The 14,814-nt window shown below is 68.8% G+C and carries 14 protein-coding genes and 1 pseudogene; 4 read left to right on the top strand and 11 right to left on the bottom strand.

Annotation, left to right across the window (positions count from 1 at the left end):
• Positions 1 to 4: 4 nt before the first annotated feature.
• The 6 genes and pseudogenes from HCT51_RS02095 to hpaD form a co-directional block, all read right to left on the bottom strand.
• Positions 5 to 856 carry a siderophore-interacting protein gene (locus HCT51_RS02095; RefSeq protein WP_166879506.1) on the bottom strand — a complete coding sequence of 284 codons (852 nt, stop codon included), beginning with the start codon at positions 854 to 856 and terminating at the stop codon, positions 5 to 7.
• Between the two features lie 66 nt (positions 857 to 922).
• Positions 923 to 1,420, bottom strand: a complete 498-nt coding sequence (locus HCT51_RS02090) for a MarR family winged helix-turn-helix transcriptional regulator (RefSeq protein WP_166879509.1) — start codon at positions 1,418 to 1,420, stop codon at positions 923 to 925.
• A 128-nt stretch (positions 1,421 to 1,548) separates the two neighbouring features.
• Positions 1,549 to 2,352: an aldolase/citrate lyase family protein gene (locus HCT51_RS02085; RefSeq protein WP_166879520.1), complete on the bottom strand. Its 804-nt coding sequence runs from the start codon at positions 2,350 to 2,352 to the stop codon at positions 1,549 to 1,551.
• On the bottom strand, positions 2,337 to 3,122 hold the full coding sequence (hpaH, locus tag HCT51_RS02080) for a 2-oxo-hept-4-ene-1,7-dioate hydratase (protein ID WP_166879864.1): 786 nt from the start codon (positions 3,120 to 3,122) through the stop codon (positions 2,337 to 2,339). The genes HCT51_RS02085 and hpaH overlap by 16 nt, the downstream gene beginning before the upstream one ends.
• A gap of 5 nt (positions 3,123 to 3,127) precedes the next feature.
• A pseudogene (locus HCT51_RS02075) lies at positions 3,128 to 3,817 on the bottom strand (RraA family protein); the annotation flags it as partial.
• A gap of 19 nt (positions 3,818 to 3,836) precedes the next feature.
• On the bottom strand, positions 3,837 to 4,832 hold the full coding sequence (gene hpaD / locus HCT51_RS02070) for a 3,4-dihydroxyphenylacetate 2,3-dioxygenase (RefSeq protein WP_166879523.1): 996 nt from the start codon (positions 4,830 to 4,832) through the stop codon (positions 3,837 to 3,839).
• Positions 4,833 to 4,961: 129 nt separating this feature from the next.
• Here hpaD and HCT51_RS02065 point away from each other — a divergent pair, with 129 nt between their 5' ends.
• Entirely contained in the window at positions 4,962 to 5,894 is a 933-nt protein-coding gene (locus HCT51_RS02065; RefSeq protein WP_166879526.1) for a LysR family transcriptional regulator, read from the top strand.
• Positions 5,895 to 5,948: 54 nt separating this feature from the next.
• Here HCT51_RS02065 and HCT51_RS02060 read toward each other — a convergent pair whose 3' ends face one another.
• On the bottom strand, positions 5,949 to 7,082 hold the full coding sequence (locus tag HCT51_RS02060; protein WP_166879531.1) for an FAD-dependent oxidoreductase: 1,134 nt from the start codon (positions 7,080 to 7,082) through the stop codon (positions 5,949 to 5,951).
• 167 nt (positions 7,083 to 7,249) lie between these two features.
• Between HCT51_RS02060 and HCT51_RS02055 the strand changes: the two genes are divergently transcribed.
• Entirely contained in the window at positions 7,250 to 8,074 is an 825-nt protein-coding gene (locus HCT51_RS02055) for a purine-nucleoside phosphorylase (protein WP_166879537.1), read from the top strand.
• Positions 8,074 to 9,795: a phospho-sugar mutase gene (locus HCT51_RS02050; protein WP_166879540.1), complete on the top strand. Its 1,722-nt coding sequence runs from the start codon at positions 8,074 to 8,076 to the stop codon at positions 9,793 to 9,795. The genes HCT51_RS02055 and HCT51_RS02050 overlap by 1 nt, the downstream gene beginning before the upstream one ends.
• A 115-nt stretch (positions 9,796 to 9,910) precedes the next feature.
• Here the strand turns inward: HCT51_RS02050 and HCT51_RS02045 are convergent, their stop codons facing one another.
• Complete coding sequence (locus tag HCT51_RS02045) at positions 9,911 to 11,635, bottom strand: alkaline phosphatase D family protein (RefSeq protein ID WP_166879543.1); 1,725 nt, start codon at positions 11,633 to 11,635, stop codon at positions 9,911 to 9,913.
• 105 nt (positions 11,636 to 11,740) lie between these two features.
• Here HCT51_RS02045 and HCT51_RS02040 point away from each other — a divergent pair, with 105 nt between their 5' ends.
• A complete protein-coding gene (locus HCT51_RS02040) occupies positions 11,741 to 12,922 on the top strand; it encodes a hypothetical protein (RefSeq protein ID WP_166879547.1) in 1,182 nt (393 codons plus the stop codon).
• Between the two features lie 25 nt (positions 12,923 to 12,947).
• Here HCT51_RS02040 and HCT51_RS02035 read toward each other — a convergent pair whose 3' ends face one another.
• The 3 genes from HCT51_RS02035 to HCT51_RS02025 are packed head-to-tail and all read right to left on the bottom strand — an operon-like array spanning position 12,948 to position 14,797.
• The gene (locus HCT51_RS02035) at positions 12,948 to 13,220 is read right to left on the bottom strand and encodes a PTS sugar transporter subunit IIB (protein WP_166879550.1); all 273 of its coding nucleotides are present in this window, start codon (positions 13,218 to 13,220) and stop codon (positions 12,948 to 12,950) included.
• 8 nt (positions 13,221 to 13,228) lie between these two features.
• On the bottom strand, positions 13,229 to 13,672 hold the full coding sequence (locus tag HCT51_RS02030; protein ID WP_166879555.1) for a PTS sugar transporter subunit IIA: 444 nt from the start codon (positions 13,670 to 13,672) through the stop codon (positions 13,229 to 13,231).
• Between the two features lie 3 nt (positions 13,673 to 13,675).
• Positions 13,676 to 14,797 (bottom strand): adenosine deaminase, encoded by a 1,122-nt coding sequence (locus HCT51_RS02025; RefSeq protein WP_166879558.1) that lies wholly within the window; start codon positions 14,795 to 14,797, stop codon positions 13,676 to 13,678.
• Positions 14,798 to 14,814 lie beyond the last annotated feature (17 nt).

Genomic DNA, 14,814 nt, shown 5'->3' with positions numbered 1-14,814 from the left:
AGCCTCAGCGCAGCGCTGGGGCGAGCGGTCTCCGGGATGAGTGGCCATCCGCACGAGGCTCGTCGCCGTCTGCACGGGCGAACTCCGACTTCCACTCCCGGAAGCCGTCTTCGGTGCGGCCGCGGCGCCAGTAGCCCGAGATCGACAGCTGGTCGCGGTCGAGGCCGCGCTCGGTGCGGAGGTACGGCCGCACACCCTTCATGATCTCTTCCGCCTCGCCGTGCACAAACGCCTGAACCCGCCCGTCCAGCCACTCCACCGCGCGGACGGCAGCCTCGAGGGCACCATCCGCCGCGCTGTTGCGGTGCACGAACGTGACGGTTCCGTCCGCCGGCAGCGACAGCTGCGGCTCATGGGCTCCCGTTTCGACCAGCACAACCACCCGCGCCACCGCGTCGTGGGGCAGTGCCGCGAGCGCCGCCGAGACCGCCGGGATCGCCGACTCGTCGCCGACCAGCAGATGCCAGTCCGCCGTCGGGTCTGGCCGGTAGGCGCCGCCCGGCCCGTTCGCAATCAGGATGTCGCCGACCTCGGCGGACGCGGCCCAGGGGCCGGCGATGCCCTCGTCGCCGTGCACGACGAAGTCGATGTCGATCGTTCCCGCCTCGGGGTCGGGGTTCAACGCGGTGTAGGTGCGCACATCCGGCAGCTGCTCGGGCGGAAGGATGCCGCGGAGGGCCCGCGCATCGATCTGGTCCGGGTAGTCCACGCCGGGTTTGGGGAAGACCAGCTTCACGTACCGGTCGGTGAACGAACTCTCGGCGAAGGCAGAGAGGTCTGAGGTGTGCAACTGCACCCGCCGAAGCGAGGGGGTGACCCAGGAGGTCGCGGTCACAACGAAGCGGTGGGTCGGCATGGCCGTTCCTTCCAAATGAGGAGGTTTTTGATACAGCTCACACTATTACAGATATCTGTAAATGCGTCAGAGGGTGTTACGGATCGGCCAGAGCAGTTCCATCGGCCGGTCGCTGCCTTCCAGCTCCAGCAGGACGCGGCGCAGCTCGCGAACCACGGCCTCCGCGCCGCCGTCGGACATGACACCCGTCACCCGTTCCGTGACGGCTGCCATGCGCGCGGAGCCCTCACGCACGCCGTCGAGTCCGCGCTCCGAGATGTTGAACAGCACGACCCGGCCGTGCACCGGGTGCGGCTGGCGATCCACCCAGCCGATCGCATCGAGGCGGGCCAGCGCGGTGGCCACGCTCTGCGGGGTGATGTGAATCCCCCGGGCGAGGTCGGAGGCCGAGAGCGGGCCGAGCTTGTGCAGGTGCACGGCCAGGCCGAGCTGGGTCACGGTGACGCCGAGGTCTTTGATCGCATCCTGCAGGCAGCGGTGTACCGCATTCTGGGTTCGCCACAGGATGTAGGGCAGGCCGTCCTCCCAGGAGAATCCGCCTTGATTATCGGATGTCGCGGACACGGTTTCCTCCTGAGGCGTTGGTTCCTGGGCGTGGTGACGCCGCACACCATCCTAGGTTGAACATGCCGACAAATGACGCAGACGGCTGTAATACCTGTCCCGACAACCCGGTTAGCCGAACACGCTGGTCAATAGGATCCGCGCTCGCGATCCTCCGCTGTCGACCCGAACCGGGCGGCCAAACCTTCCGAACCCCTGGCCAGCATCGAAACGTCCGCGCCGACGAGCGCGAATGCGGCGCCAGCGTCGAGGTAGGACTGCGCCACGGCCGGATCGAACGCGTTGACGCCGACAGGCTTGCCCGCCGAGCGCACCGCGTCGAAGGCGCGCAGCACGGCCGCCACCACGTCGGGATGCGTCTGCTGACCGATCACGCCCATCGACGCGGCGAGGTCCGACGGCCCGACGAACACCCCGTCGACCCCGTCGACGGCGGCAATCTCCGCCGCGGCTTCCACCCCGCCGATGGTCTCGATCTGCACGAACAGCGACAGGTAGCGGTCGGCCTCCGTGAGGTAGTCCTCAACCCGGTTCCACCGCGCCGACCGCGCGAGCGCCGAGCCCACTCCCCGCACCCCGCGCGGCGGATAACGCACCGCGCGCACGATCTCTTCCGCCTGCTCGGCCGAGGAGACCATCGGCACGAGCAGATTCTGCGCGCCGAGATCGAGCACCTGCTTGATCATGACCACGTCGCCCGACGGCACTCGTACGACCGGCGTCACCGGATACGCGGCCACGGCTTGCAGCTGGGACAGGGTGGATTGCAGATCGTTCGGCCCGTGTTCCTGGTCGATCAGCAGCCAGTCGATCCCGGATCCGGCCACGATCTCGGCGGCGAGCGGGCTGCCCGAGCACACCCAGATCCCGGCCAGGGGGCGGGTTGCGGCGTGAAGCGCATCGCGCAGGGTCGGTTTCAGATGAATCGGCATGAGATGGTCCCCAGTTCACGGTAGTCGGCGAGCACGGTGTCGCCCTTCTCCACCCACATCGGCCGGGTGAACGAACCGGCGAGCACGATCTCGCCGGCTTCAAGCCGGTCCCCATGCTGCGCGAGCTTATTCGCCAGCCAGGCCACCCCGGTCGCGGGATGGTTCAGCACGGCGGCAGCAACACCGGACTCCTCGATGGTCTCATTGCGGTAGAGCAGCGCGGAAACCCAGCGCAGGTCGACCTCGGAGACCGTGACCGGGTTGCCGCCGTAAATCAGGCCACCGAACGCGGCGTTGTCGCTGATCGTGTCGACGATCGTGCGGCCGGGCATCTCGATCCGCGACGACAGGATCTCGAGCGCCGGCACGACGTATTCCGTTGCCCTCAGCACGTCGAACACCGTGACGTTTGGGCCTTCCAGCGGTTCGGCCAGCACGAACGCCAGCTCCACCTCGATGCGCACGTTCGAGAACCGATCGTGTTCGATGACCGAACCGTTCTCGAACACGGCGTCGGCGAAGATCGCGCCGTAGTCCGGCTCGCTGATTCCGGTCGCGACCTGCATCACTTTCGATGTCAGGCCAATCTTGCGACCGACGAGTCGGCGGCCCTCGGCGATGCCGCGGCGGCGCCACTCGTTCTGCACCGCGTACGAGTCCTCGACCGCCATGCCGGGATACCGTGCGGTCAGCAGCGGCACGGTCGTGCGGTCGCGCTCGGCCGCGGCGAGCTCGTCGGCGATCGCGGCAATGGTCTGGCTGTCCAGCATCCCGGTCACCGCTCGCGCTCCACGTCGAACCGTGCACGCCAGTCTGCGTTCATCGGGAACAGCCCCTCGATCGGGTGCCCTTCCGCGACGCGTCGCGCGATCCAGGCGTCTTCGTCTTCCTGGGCGAGCGTCGCGTCGACGACTTCCTCGGCGATTCCGGGCGGAATGACGATCACGCCGTCGGCGTCGCCGACGATGACGTCGCCGGGCTGCACGATGGTGCCGCCGCATCCGATCGTCACGTCGGCCTCCCACGGCACATGCTTGCGGCCCAGCACGGCCGGGTGTGCGCCCTGCGAATACAGCGGAATGCCCACCGCCGCGACCGCGTCGTAGTCACGGATGCCCCCATCGGTGACAATGCCCGCGGCCCCACGGCTGTGCGCCCGGATGGCGAGAATGTCACCCAGGGTGGCGGATCCGACCTCGCCGCGTGCCTCGATTACGATGACCTCGCCGTCTTCGACCTCGTCGAACGCGCGCTTCTGCGCGTTGTAGCCGCCGCCGTGGCTGGCGAAGAGGTCTTCGCGGCTGGGCAGGAAGCGCAGCGTCTTGGCGGTGCCGACCAATTTGGCCTCCGGATGCACCGGGCGCACGCCGTCGATGGTCATGTTGTTCAGGCCGCGCTTGCGCAGTTGTGCGGACAGGCCAGCGACCGGTGCCATTTCGAGCTTCGCGCGCAACTCGGGCCGGAGCGTGCCGAGCCCGCCGGGCTCAGTGGACACCGAGGTAGTCCTCGAGCGTGGCGGGCGACGCGTGCAGCAGCGGCTGGTGCACGGGCTCGTGCGGGAACTCGCTGGCTTCAAAGAACCAGCGGCGCGAGGCCGGCATGCCCCACAGCTGGGCGCGCCGCGGGTTGCTGATATCCCATCTGATCGGAACCTCTTCCAGATCGATGAATTGATAGTGCGTGGTGAACAGTTCGATCCGGTGCTGGTCGGGGTCGCGCAGGTAGAGGAAGAGCGCGTTGCTGATTCCGTGTCGGCCGGGACCCCGGTCGATCTCTTCCCCGAAGCCGAGCGCGCCGGCGACGTCCGCGGCGTGCAGCAGCGCGGTGGCGTCCGGGACCGTGTAGGCGAAGTGGTGCAGCCGGGGCCCTTGACCGTTGGTGAACACGAGGTCGTGGGTGTTGCCTTTGACCTCCATCCAGGTTCCCCAAAGCTCGTCGGTGCCGTCTTTGGCCGTGTATTCGGCCATGCGCATGCCCAGCCCCGTCCAAAAATCGGTGGCGCCCTGAACATCGTGCGTGACCACCTGGAAGTGGTCGAGCCGTTGCGGGGCCCCCGCGACGAACTCGTTGAAGTTCTGCATCTTCCGCGGCACCAGGTCCATCGACGAGGTGAGCTCCATGTGGGTGCCGACGGCGTCGCGGAACTGGAGCGTCGGACCCTGATGGGGTTTTTCGACTCGCTCGTGCTCGATCCCGGTGGCGGCGAAGTACTTCTCGGCGGCGGTGACGTCCGCGTCGGTCCGCACGCGCAGCCCGACGCGCAGCGCCTTGGCCTCATCCGCTCGCTCGAGCACCAGGCTGTGGTGCGCCGACTCTTCGAGTCCCCGCAGATATACAGCGTCGTCGGTCGATTCCGTCACGACGAGGCCGATCACGTCGCGGTAGAAGTCGCGGCTGGCCTCCAGATCCGTCACCGCGAGCGAGACATGGCTGGCGCGGGTGAGCGTGAACGGCGGATTTGGGTTGGTGGTCGGCATCATCGGCGGCTCCAGACTGTGCGGTTGTTGTGCACCGCGAGCCTGACAGGGGAAGGCCCGGAGGAGAACTACCGTCTCGCTCTGCCAGCTATAGCGGATGGCTATAGCTAACCCCGTTGTATGCTCTGGGCTATGGAGCTGCGTCACCTGCGATACTTCGCCGCAGTCGTCGAGGCCGGGTCCTTCACTGCGGCCGCGGCGAAACTGCATGTCTCGCAGCCTCCCTTGAGCGTCGCGATCGCGCAGCTCGAAGCGACCGTCGGGGTGCCGCTGCTGGTGCGCACCTCGCGCGGCGTGCACCCCACCAGCGCGGGACGCTATCTACTGGATGCCTCATCGCGAGTTCTCGGCGACATCGACGACATCGTCTCCGTGCTCGGCCGGTTCGGCGCGGGCACGGCCGGATCGCTGACCATGGCGGCCGTGCCCGTGCTGATGTGGCATCGTCTCCCCGAACTGCTGCGCGCGCATGCAGCCCAGGCGCCCGATGTGGAGATCCGGCTGGTCGACCCGCCGCCGTGGGTCGCCATCGATATGCTCCAGCAGCGAACCGCGGATCTGGCCGCGATCATGGTCTCCGATCCGCAGCGCTTCGCGCGCCGCCACCGTGGCTCCCTGGACGTCATCGACTGGGGCGACATCCCGCTGGTCGCGGTGCTACCACCGGATGCGCAGGATGCGCCGGATCCGTTGCCGCTTGCCGCGTTCACCGGCCAGGTCGTGCTGCTGCCTCGCCGAACCGCCGCGGTTCCCAGCCTCCCCGAGGCGGTCGAGGACGCCTTCCACCGTTACGGCGTCGTTCCGGCGTCAATCCGAACCGTCGAGACCATCCAGACCAGCCTGCCGTTGATCGAAGCCGGCGTCGCGCGCGCGATCCTCCCCGATCCCGACCGCGTCAGCCTCGCCCGATTCGACGTGACGGTGCGCCGCCTGGAACCCGAACCGAAGCCGCTGCGGGCCCTGGTTCTTGCACGCGCGGGTGGCCAGCACAACGCGACCGTCGCACGGTTGCTCGAGACGATATCCGGGCAACAACAAGATCCTGCGCGGCTAAATCCGTCCTGAACGCACGAAAGCCCCGGCAGATGAGTACCTGCCGGGGCTTGCGGTCGCGGGATGCTAGATCGGCTGTGCCATCACATCCATCACGTGGTTCGTGGCGGTCACGTTGTCGAAATTGGGCAGCCGGCCCATCTCCCACTCGCCGATCGCGAGTGACGTGTCAACGATGAGCTTGCACCGCTCGAATCGCCGGTCGGTGTACTCGAGGAAGGCCGACTCCAGGTCATCGTGCTTGGAGAGGCAATCCGCCAGCACGACACCGTCTTCGATGGCCTGGGCTGCGCCCTGTCCCATGTGTGGCGTGATGGCGTGAACGGCGTCACCCAGCAGCACGATCCGGCCCTTGTGCCAGGGACCCTCGGCGATGAGTGATTCTTCGGGGCGCAGCACGACCGCGGTCGGGTCATTGATGTACTTGTCGCGAACGCGGCCAGTCAGCCCACCGAACGGAGCGAGGTGCTCCTTGAGCACGTCGGCCAGGTCCTCGTCGTTCGGCCGGTCGCTGCGCTCCATCTGGGCGTTGTAGAAGAGGTACGCGAGGTCGGGACCGATCGGCACGAAGCCAGCCATTCCGTGCGGGCCTTCCTGCAGGATGATCCGGTCGATCTCCGGTTCACGCGGGATGTTCACGCGGAAAGCGGACTGGCCGATGTAGCGAGGCTGCAGGTCTGCGTCCAGAACGTATCCGCGCACCTGCGACCGGACACCGTCGGCACCGACCACGAGGTCGACGCGCTCCGTCGTGCCGTCAACATAGGTGACCTCTACTGCGTCGCCGTCGTCCACAAGGTTTTCGAAGGTGGTCGAGTAGTGGATGTCCACTCCGACCTCGATGGCCTTGTTGGTGAGGATCTCGTGCAGCTGCGGGCGAGTCAGACCGTTCAGCGGCGGAAGGGTGGATCCCTCGATGCGGGCGCCCGGCATGTCTCGCAGCCAGTTCCCGTCGACGTCGTACATGCTGCCCCACGCCGTCGCGGGGTAGCCGACCGCCATGCAGGCCTCGGCGCATCCGATCGCCTCGAGGGCGCGCAGGGCGTTGATGGGCTGGATGATGCCGACACCGTAGACCGATGAATGAAGGTCGGGGTGACGTTCGATCACCTTGACGTCGAAGCCAGCGTTCTGTACAGCGATCGCCGTGGAGAGACCGCCGATGCCGCCGCCAACCACGAGCACTTTTCCATTACCCATATTTCCACCTACGTCTTTGTGAGATTTCATCCGCGCAACTCTGTGCGGACGGGATGCTTCCGTCTGTCATTATGCCAGACAGTTGAAACAGTGAGTGGAGAATTTTTCGGCTGGCGGGTCGATGGGCGGGATAGGCCGGGGCGATGGCCCGCCGCTACTCTGGGGGGATGATTCAGCAGACCCTGGATGACCCGACAACCAACCCGTTCGAGGTCGCGAAGCAGGCGGCATCCGAAATCGCCGAGAAGACCGGCGTCGACAAGCACGATGTCGCCCTCACCCTGGGCAGCGGCTGGGCGAAGGCCGCCGACCTGATCGGCGAGACCACGGCCGAGTTCCCGGCCACCGAGATCACCGGGTTCGCGAAGCCCGCCGTCGAGGGCCATGTCGGTTCACTGCGCTCGGTGAAGCTGCCGAGCGGCAAGCGCGCCCTGGTGATCGGCGCCCGCACCCACTACTACGAGGGGCTCGGGGTGCGCCGGGTGGTGCACTCGGTGCGCACCGCGGCCGCGGCCGGCGTCACCACGATGATCCTCACCAACGGGGCGGGCGGCATCCGCGAGACCTGGACCCCCGGCCAGCCGGTGCTGATCAGCGACCACCTGAACCTCACCGCCAACTCGCCGCTCGAGGGCGCCACCTTCGTCGACCTCACCGACCTGTACTCCAGCCGGCTGCGGGCGCTCGCCAAGCGGATCGAGCCGAGCCTCGACGAGGGTGTGTACGTGCAGTTCCGCGGCCCGCACTACGAGACCCCGGCGGAGGTGCAGATGGCGAAGATCATCGGCGGGCACATCGTCGGCATGTCCACCGCGCTCGAGGCGATCGCCGCGCGCGAGGCCGGCATGGAGGTGCTCGGGATGTCGCTGATCACCAACCTCGCCGCCGGCATCCAGACCACGCCGCTCAGTCACGCCGAAGTGATCGAAGCCGGCAAGAACGCCGAACCGGTGATCAGCGCACTGCTCGCCCGCATCGTGGCGGAACTCTAATGACGACGGATGCCGCGGACCAGGGCCCCGCAGAGCTGGCGCCCGACGCCAGCGCGCCCTCCCTCGCCGCCCTGGTCGAGACGGCGAACGCCTGGCTCGCGCAGGATCCCGACCCGGTGACCCGTGCCGAGTTGGGCGCCCTGGTGACGGATGCCGCGGCCGGCAGCGCCACCGCGCGCGCCGACCTCAACGACCGGTTCACAGCCCGTCTCGAGTTCGGTACGGCCGGGCTGCGCGGCGAGATCGGCGCGGGTCCCAACCGGATGAACCGGGTGCTCGTCTCGCAGGCGGCGGCCGGGCTCGCCGCCTACCTGCTCACCAAGAGCGCGACACCGAGCGTGGTGATCGGCTACGACGGCCGCACCAATTCCGACGTGTTCGCCACCGACACCGCGGAGATCATGGCCGGCGCGGGAGTGCGCGCCATCCTGCTGCCGCGGCTGCTTCCGACGCCGGTGCTCGCGTTCGCCGTGCGTCACCTCGACGTGTCGGCCGGCGTGATGGTCACCGCGAGCCACAACCCGCCGCGCGACAACGGCTACAAGGTGTACCTCGGGGGCGATGACCAGGGCTCGCAGATCGTGCCACCGGCGGATGCCGAGATCGCCGAGTTCATCCACACGGTCGCCGCCGGCAGCGTGCTCGACCTGCCGCGCTCTCCGGAGTATGAGACCTCAGACGAATCGGTGCTCGACGCCTACGTCAGCGCCACCGCCGCGCTGGTCGAGACCGCACCGGCGCCGCTGCGGGTGGTCTACACAGCCATGCACGGCGTCGGCTGGGAGACCGCGCGACGCGTGTTCGCGGCATCCGGATTCCCGGAACCGATCGTGGTCAGCGAGCAGATCGCCCCAGACTCGGCATTCCCGACCGTGGCGTTCCCCAACCCGGAGGAGCCCGGCGCGCTCGATTTGGCGCTGGAGCTCGCGGCCCGGGAGCGCGCCGACCTGATCATCGCGAACGACCCGGACGCCGACCGCCTCGCGGTGGCGGTTCCGGATGCGGCAGGTGCCTGGCGCCGACTGAGCGGCAACGAGGTCGGGCTGCTGCTCGGCTGGCGGGCCGCCGAGCGCCTCGCCCGCGCCGGGCAGCACGGCACGTTCGCGGCATCCATCGTCTCCTCCCCCGGGCTTGCCGCGGTGGCGAACGCGTACGACCTCGAGTACGCCGACACGCTCACCGGGTTCAAGTGGATCTCCCGGGCGGCGGGCCTGGCCTACGGCTTCGAGGAGGCCCTCGGCTACCTGGTCAACCCGGCCACGGTGCGCGACAAGGACGGCATCTCCGCCGCCCTCGACTTCCTCGCGCTGGCGAGCGAGCTGAAGGCCGCCGGCCGCAGCCTCGCCGAGCACCAGGCCGCGTTCGATGAGAGGTTCGGGGCGTTCGCGTCGAGCCAGATCTCGCTGCGGATGACGGACCTGTCCGAGATTCCGCGGATCATGGCCCGGCTGCGCGCCACCCCGCCGACAGCGGTGGGCGGCATCCCGGTGCGGGTGATCGAGGACTTCCGGGAGGGCTTCGGCGACTTCCCGCCGAGCGACATCCTGCGCATCTGGCTGGACGGCGGGGCCCGGATCGTGGTGCGGCCGAGCGGCACGGAACCGAAGCTCAAGGTGTACATCGACGCCTCGTCGACCAGCGGCACCGCCAGCGAGCGCCGCGCCGACGCCGAGGCCACGGTCGCAGCGCTCTACGCCGGGATGCGCACGCTGGTCGCGTAGCTCACACGCCGCGAGCGCCGCACTTTCCGGTGGGCGCCGCGCCCGAACGTCGGCGTTCGTGCGAAAGTACGGCGCTCGCTCTGGTCGAGCATCAACGACGGATGTCGCGAAGGCGTCAGGTTCGCGGCATCCGCCGTTCTCGCCCCGACCTGCCCGACCCTCGCTGCCTGCCCGACCGGCCCGCCGCACGTCGCGGCGACACGGTTGCGGCGGCCACCTGCTGAAACGTCGGATGCAGCTCGTCGCCGTCCTGCACCACCCCGGTCTGCCAGGTGAGCTGTAACCCCGCGGGCGCCACGGCGAGTGAGGCCAGGTTGTTGTCGAACCAGGGGCCCTCGATGGTTCGCCAGCGGAACGGCGGGTCGGGAACCTTCGCCGAGTGCGCCGCCAGCGCCCCGAGCGGCGCCGCGATGCCGTACGACATCACCACCGCGAACGAGCGCAGCACCCGCGGCAGCGGGTTGCGCACCGGCGAGCACACAGCCTGGATGATGCGGCTACCCGAATCACGGTCGACCTCCGCGACATAGGAGTAGTGCACGTCGCCAGACAGAAACGTGACCGTGTCCGGCGCGGGGCCCCGCTTGCCCTCAGCCAGCTCGATCGCCATCCGCGCCACCGCCTGGAAGCTGTTCTGGAACGCCGCCCAGTGCTCCAGGTCGACCATCTGCCGGAGGCTCTCCCCGATCCGGGCCGCCGGCCTGCCCCACGCACCCTGCGCCAGCGCTTCGTCCCAGGCCTCCAGATGATGTAGGCCAAGCGGCAGCAGGAACGGCAGCGAGGTGGCCACCAGCACGTGCCGGAATCCGCCCTGCAGCTGCTCGTCGAGCCAGTGCAACTCCTGCTTGTTCAGCAGCCCGCGCGCGTCGGGGGTCAGATCGCGCGCCACCCGGGAATCCACCACGATCAGCCGCACCGTGTCGAAGTCACGGCGGTAGCTCCAGCGGTAGCTGGTGGGCTGCTGGTCGGCGCGGTCGGCGAACGCGTCCAGGTCGTCGCTCAGGTCGAGTTCCTGGTCGCCGTGATGGGCGGCGATCCGCTGCCAGAACTCGTCGCTGGCGCGGGCCTCCGGTGACAGGTTTCCCAGATGCTGGTAGACCCAGTACGCCGCGAGCCCGGCGACGATCCGGCCGTGCCACCAGGAGGTGGCCTCCATCTTCTTCTTCCAGTCCAGCGACGCGTTCCAGTCGTCACGGATGTCGTGGTCGTCGAAGATCATCCCGGTGGGCTGGGTGGAGAGCAGCCAGCGGTTCGCCTCATCCGACCAGGCCAGTTGGTACAGGTGCGCGTACTCCTCGAAGTCCTTCAGCTCCTCACCCGGCGGCTCGTCGATGTCACGCCGGCTGCGGATGAACTTCTGCATCTCCTCTGTGGTGGAATCGGCGTACACCTGGTCGCCGAGGAACAGCAGCAGGTCGGGCAGCTCCACCGCACCGGCGGCGGCGGCCAGCGCGAACGTTCGCAGGGCATCGACACCGTGGGTGCGGTTGCCGGTCGCATCGTGCGAGACGCTGGTGCGGCACGACCCGTAGGCCAGACGCAGCGGCTTGCCCGGCATCCGGCTCGCGATCACCGACGGCGGAAAGCTCGCCCCTTCCAGCGGCCAGGCCGGAACCCCGTTCACTTCCACCAGGTAGGGCAGCGTGGTTCCGGGCTGCAGCCCGTCGGCGACCACGAGCGCGTAGTGATGCCCGTGCACCGCGAACGTGTCGGTCTGCCAGGATCGTCCCTCGGCGATCACCCGCACCTCGGCGCGCTCCCGCGTTTCAACCCAGATGCTGGCGGACGTCTCGTCGACGTACCGCATCATCGGGCCCAACAGCAGGGGCGATGCCGTCATGACTCCGTTTTACCCCGTCGGCGCGCGCGCGGCCATGGGGTGCGTGCCGACGAATCATCCGAGCGGTGGATGCCGCGAACCGGCGCCGAATGGTTGGCTGAAAGTATGACGATCCCTCGCACTTCCCTTGTGCTCAGCACCATCGGACTGCTCGCGGCGATCGCCGGACCGGTCATCCTGTTCACCGCGGTCTTCGACCGCGCCATGGCGGAGGCCGCGGGGAACAACACGGCCGCGTCGACGGCGCTGCACCGCATCGCCCTCGGGTTGAGTGCCGGCGTCGCCCCCGCCGGATTGCTGGCCGCGTTGGCAATGCTCTCCGTGCGGGGCCGGGCTCGCGGCGTGGTGGTCGCGCTCGTGGTCCTGGGGAGCGCGGCCTGCGCACTGACGGCGATTGGCTGGGCGGCCGGCTTCGCCGAAGCGGATGCCGGCGGCCCGTCCAGTCTGCTGGCCGAGTTCACGCTTCCGGCGGCCGGAATCGCTGTTGTGCTGCTCGCCGCGGCGATCGCGATCAGCGTCGGATCGCTGCTGCCCCTCGGCCGGGTAGCGCGTGTGGTGCTGGGCGTGCTGGCCGGCGCGATCGCGGCTCCGCTGATGCTGGCCATCGCCCTGCTGGGGTACCAGCTGATGGTGATTCTCCTGCTCGCGCTGACGCTCACGCTCGTCGTAGTGCGGGCACGCCAGGCGCCACCCGCACCTGCCACGGGACCGGCCGGAATCGCTGGCACGGGGCAGGCCGGGGCCGCGGGCACCGACCAGACCGGGATCCGCGCCGCCGCGATTACGTCCCTCGCCATCACCGTGTCGGCGCTCGGCGGTGGCCTGATCGCCGGGATCGCCCTGAACGGCACCGACGCCGCGACCCGCGCGATGGGTCTGATGATGGCAGCCGGTAACCTCGCCGCGGTGCCGCTGATCGTCGCCGTCACCCTGTGGCTCGGGCGCGGCCGCGGCGTCGCGTTCCTCGCCGCGGCCATCGCGATGCTGGGGATCGCGGCATCCTGCGTCTACTTCGCGGTCAGCGACCCGGCCGACCCGTTCGCGGTGACCGCACTGCAGGTGATCGCGGCATCCGTCGGGCTCTGGGCTGCCGCGATGATCTGGGTGCGCCTGCCGTTCCGGGCGGGCTCGCGCGCCGTGATCGGGGTGCTGGTCGGGGCCGGGTCAGCGCTGATCTACTTCATGCTCGCGATCGCCACCGCCGGCGGCCTGCTGCTGGTGGCGAGCGGTTACCTGGCGTTCCGCGGCATCCGTCGACAACGCCAGCCCGACCCCGCGGCCCTGTAGTGGCGGCCGAGGGATCGTTGGCAAGTTAGCCGAGCGCCGCCTCGAGCTTCGCCGTGAGCTCGGCGGTGTCGAAGTAGTTCTCGATCACGATCACGTCGGCGTAGGTCTTGCCGATCTTGTCGACGAACTCCGGCCCGGTCAGGATCACCTGCGCGTCGCCGGCGACCGAGGCCAGCGAGGCCATGTCGGCCGCGGTCACCTGCGCGTCGATGTCGAGCTTTTTCAGCACGCGTTCCGCGTTGATCTTAAGGATGCCGCTGGTGCCGATGCCGGCACCGCAGATGGCGACGATCTTCATGGGGGCTCCTACTCGATGCCGAGGATGCTGCGGACGCCGTGTTCGTCGGTGGCCGCGGCAAGCCGAGGAATGGTGTCGGAATCGTTGAACACGTTGGCCAGCTCCGCCACGCTCAGCAGGTGGCTCTCCGGCGACATGGTCGCGAGTCCGATGATCACGTTCACCGGGTCGTTGTACGGGTGCCCGAACAGCACCGGCTCGACCAGGGTGACCACGCTCAGACCGTCGCCGAGCACGTCGGGGCCGGGTCGCGCGTGCGCCAGGGCGAGCCCCGGGGCGATCACGATGTATGCGCCGTGTTCCTCGATCATCTCGATCATCCGGTCGGAGTACTCCGCCCGGGTCGAGCCGCTGCGCATCAGCGCGTCGCCGGCGAGGTGGACGGCGTCACGCCAGTCGTCGGCGTGCACGCCGACCATGATGGCGCTGTCGGGAAGCGGGGGCAGCGGCATCCCTTATGCCTCCGCGAAGCCGACGGTGATCTGCTCGGCGAGGTCTTCGCGGTCCTCGAGCGGCAGGAACGCCGCGGCGGCGGCGTTCAGCTGGAAGACTTCGAGGTCGGCCAGGTCGTAGCCGAACGCGTCGGTGAGCAGCTGCAGTTCACGGCTGAGGCTGGTGTTGCTCATCAGCCGGTTGTCGGCGTTCACGGTGACGCGGAAACCCAGCTGGTAGAGCAGATCGAACGGGTGGTCGACCATCTCGGTGCCCCACTGCGCGATGGCGCCGGTCTGCAGGTTCGATGACGGGCTGGTCTCCAGCGCGATCTCGCGGTCCTTGACCCACTGCGACAGCTCGCCGAGCGACACGTAAGTGTTCTCGCCGTCGTCGCTCTCGATCAGGATGTCCTCGGCGACGCGCACGCCGTGGCCGAGTCGCAGGGCGCGGCCATCGAACAGGGCGCTGCGGATACTGTCCAGCCCGGCGGCCTCGCCGGCGTGCACGGTGACCGGCAGGAAGTTCTGCGCCAGATAGTCGAACGCGTCCCGGGACTTGCTGGCCGGGAAGCCGGCTTCGGCGCCGGCGAAGTCGAAACCGACGACGCCACGGTCGCGGTGCCGCACCGCGAGTTCGGCGATCTCCATGCCGCGATCGGCATGGCGCATCGCGGTCAGCAGCTGGCCGGTGCGGATGCTGCGGCCGGTGGCCGCGACATCCGCCGCCCCGGCATCCAGCCCTTCCTGCACGGCGTCGACGACTTCGTCGAGGCTGAGGCCGCGGGTCAGGTGCTGTTCCGGTGCCCAGCGGATCTCACCGTAAACGACGCCGTCCCGGCCGAGGTCCTGCACGAACTCGCGGGCGACCCGCTCCAGGCCGTCGCGGGTCTGCATCACCGCGGTGGTGATGTCGAAGGTCTTGAGGTATTCCACCAGCGACCCTGAGTCGCTCTTCTCGGCGAACCACTCACCGAGGGCGACGGCATCCGTGGCCGGAAGCTTCAGGTCGAGCTCGTCGGCCAATTCGATGATGGTCTCGGCCCGCAGCCCCCCGTCGAGGTGGTCGTGCAGCGACACCTTGGGCAGCGCGTTGATCGACGCACCGCCGCCCGGCAACAGATAGTCCTCAGTGGCGGCGTTCATGGAAACAAATCTACTAG

Origin of the sequence: Salinibacterium sp. ZJ450 (assembly GCF_011751885.2) — a bacterium.
Lineage (GTDB): Bacteria > Actinomycetota > Actinomycetes > Actinomycetales > Microbacteriaceae > Ruicaihuangia.
Note: the sequence above shows the minus strand (reverse complement) of the source record. Positions and strands in the feature narration are given on the sequence as shown.

Bases quoted from the DNA above. Each gene is read 5' to 3' on its own strand.
- HCT51_RS02095 (WP_166879506.1), bottom strand. From the start codon at position 856: ATGCCGACCCACCGCTTCGTTGTGACCGCGACCTCCTGGGTCACCCCC.
- HCT51_RS02085 (WP_166879520.1), bottom strand. From the start codon at position 2,352: ATGCCGATTCATCTGAAACCGACCCTGCGCGATGCGCTTCACGCCGCA.
- hpaH (WP_166879864.1), bottom strand. From the start codon at position 3,122: ATGCTGGACAGCCAGACCATTGCCGCGATCGCCGACGAGCTCGCCGCG.
- hpaD (WP_166879523.1), bottom strand. From the start codon at position 4,832: ATGATGCCGACCACCAACCCAAATCCGCCGTTCACGCTCACCCGCGCC.
- HCT51_RS02065 (WP_166879526.1), top strand. From the start codon at position 4,962: ATGGAGCTGCGTCACCTGCGATACTTCGCCGCAGTCGTCGAGGCCGGG.
- HCT51_RS02060 (WP_166879531.1), bottom strand. From the start codon at position 7,082: ATGGGTAATGGAAAAGTGCTCGTGGTTGGCGGCGGCATCGGCGGTCTC.
- HCT51_RS02055 (WP_166879537.1), top strand. From the start codon at position 7,250: ATGATTCAGCAGACCCTGGATGACCCGACAACCAACCCGTTCGAGGTC.
- HCT51_RS02050 (WP_166879540.1), top strand. From the start codon at position 8,074: ATGACGACGGATGCCGCGGACCAGGGCCCCGCAGAGCTGGCGCCCGAC.
- HCT51_RS02045 (WP_166879543.1), bottom strand. From the start codon at position 11,635: ATGACGGCATCGCCCCTGCTGTTGGGCCCGATGATGCGGTACGTCGAC.
- HCT51_RS02040 (WP_166879547.1), top strand. From the start codon at position 11,741: ATGACGATCCCTCGCACTTCCCTTGTGCTCAGCACCATCGGACTGCTC.
- HCT51_RS02035 (WP_166879550.1), bottom strand. From the start codon at position 13,220: ATGAAGATCGTCGCCATCTGCGGTGCCGGCATCGGCACCAGCGGCATC.
- HCT51_RS02030 (WP_166879555.1), bottom strand. From the start codon at position 13,672: ATGCCGCTGCCCCCGCTTCCCGACAGCGCCATCATGGTCGGCGTGCAC.
- HCT51_RS02025 (WP_166879558.1), bottom strand. From the start codon at position 14,797: ATGAACGCCGCCACTGAGGACTATCTGTTGCCGGGCGGCGGTGCGTCG.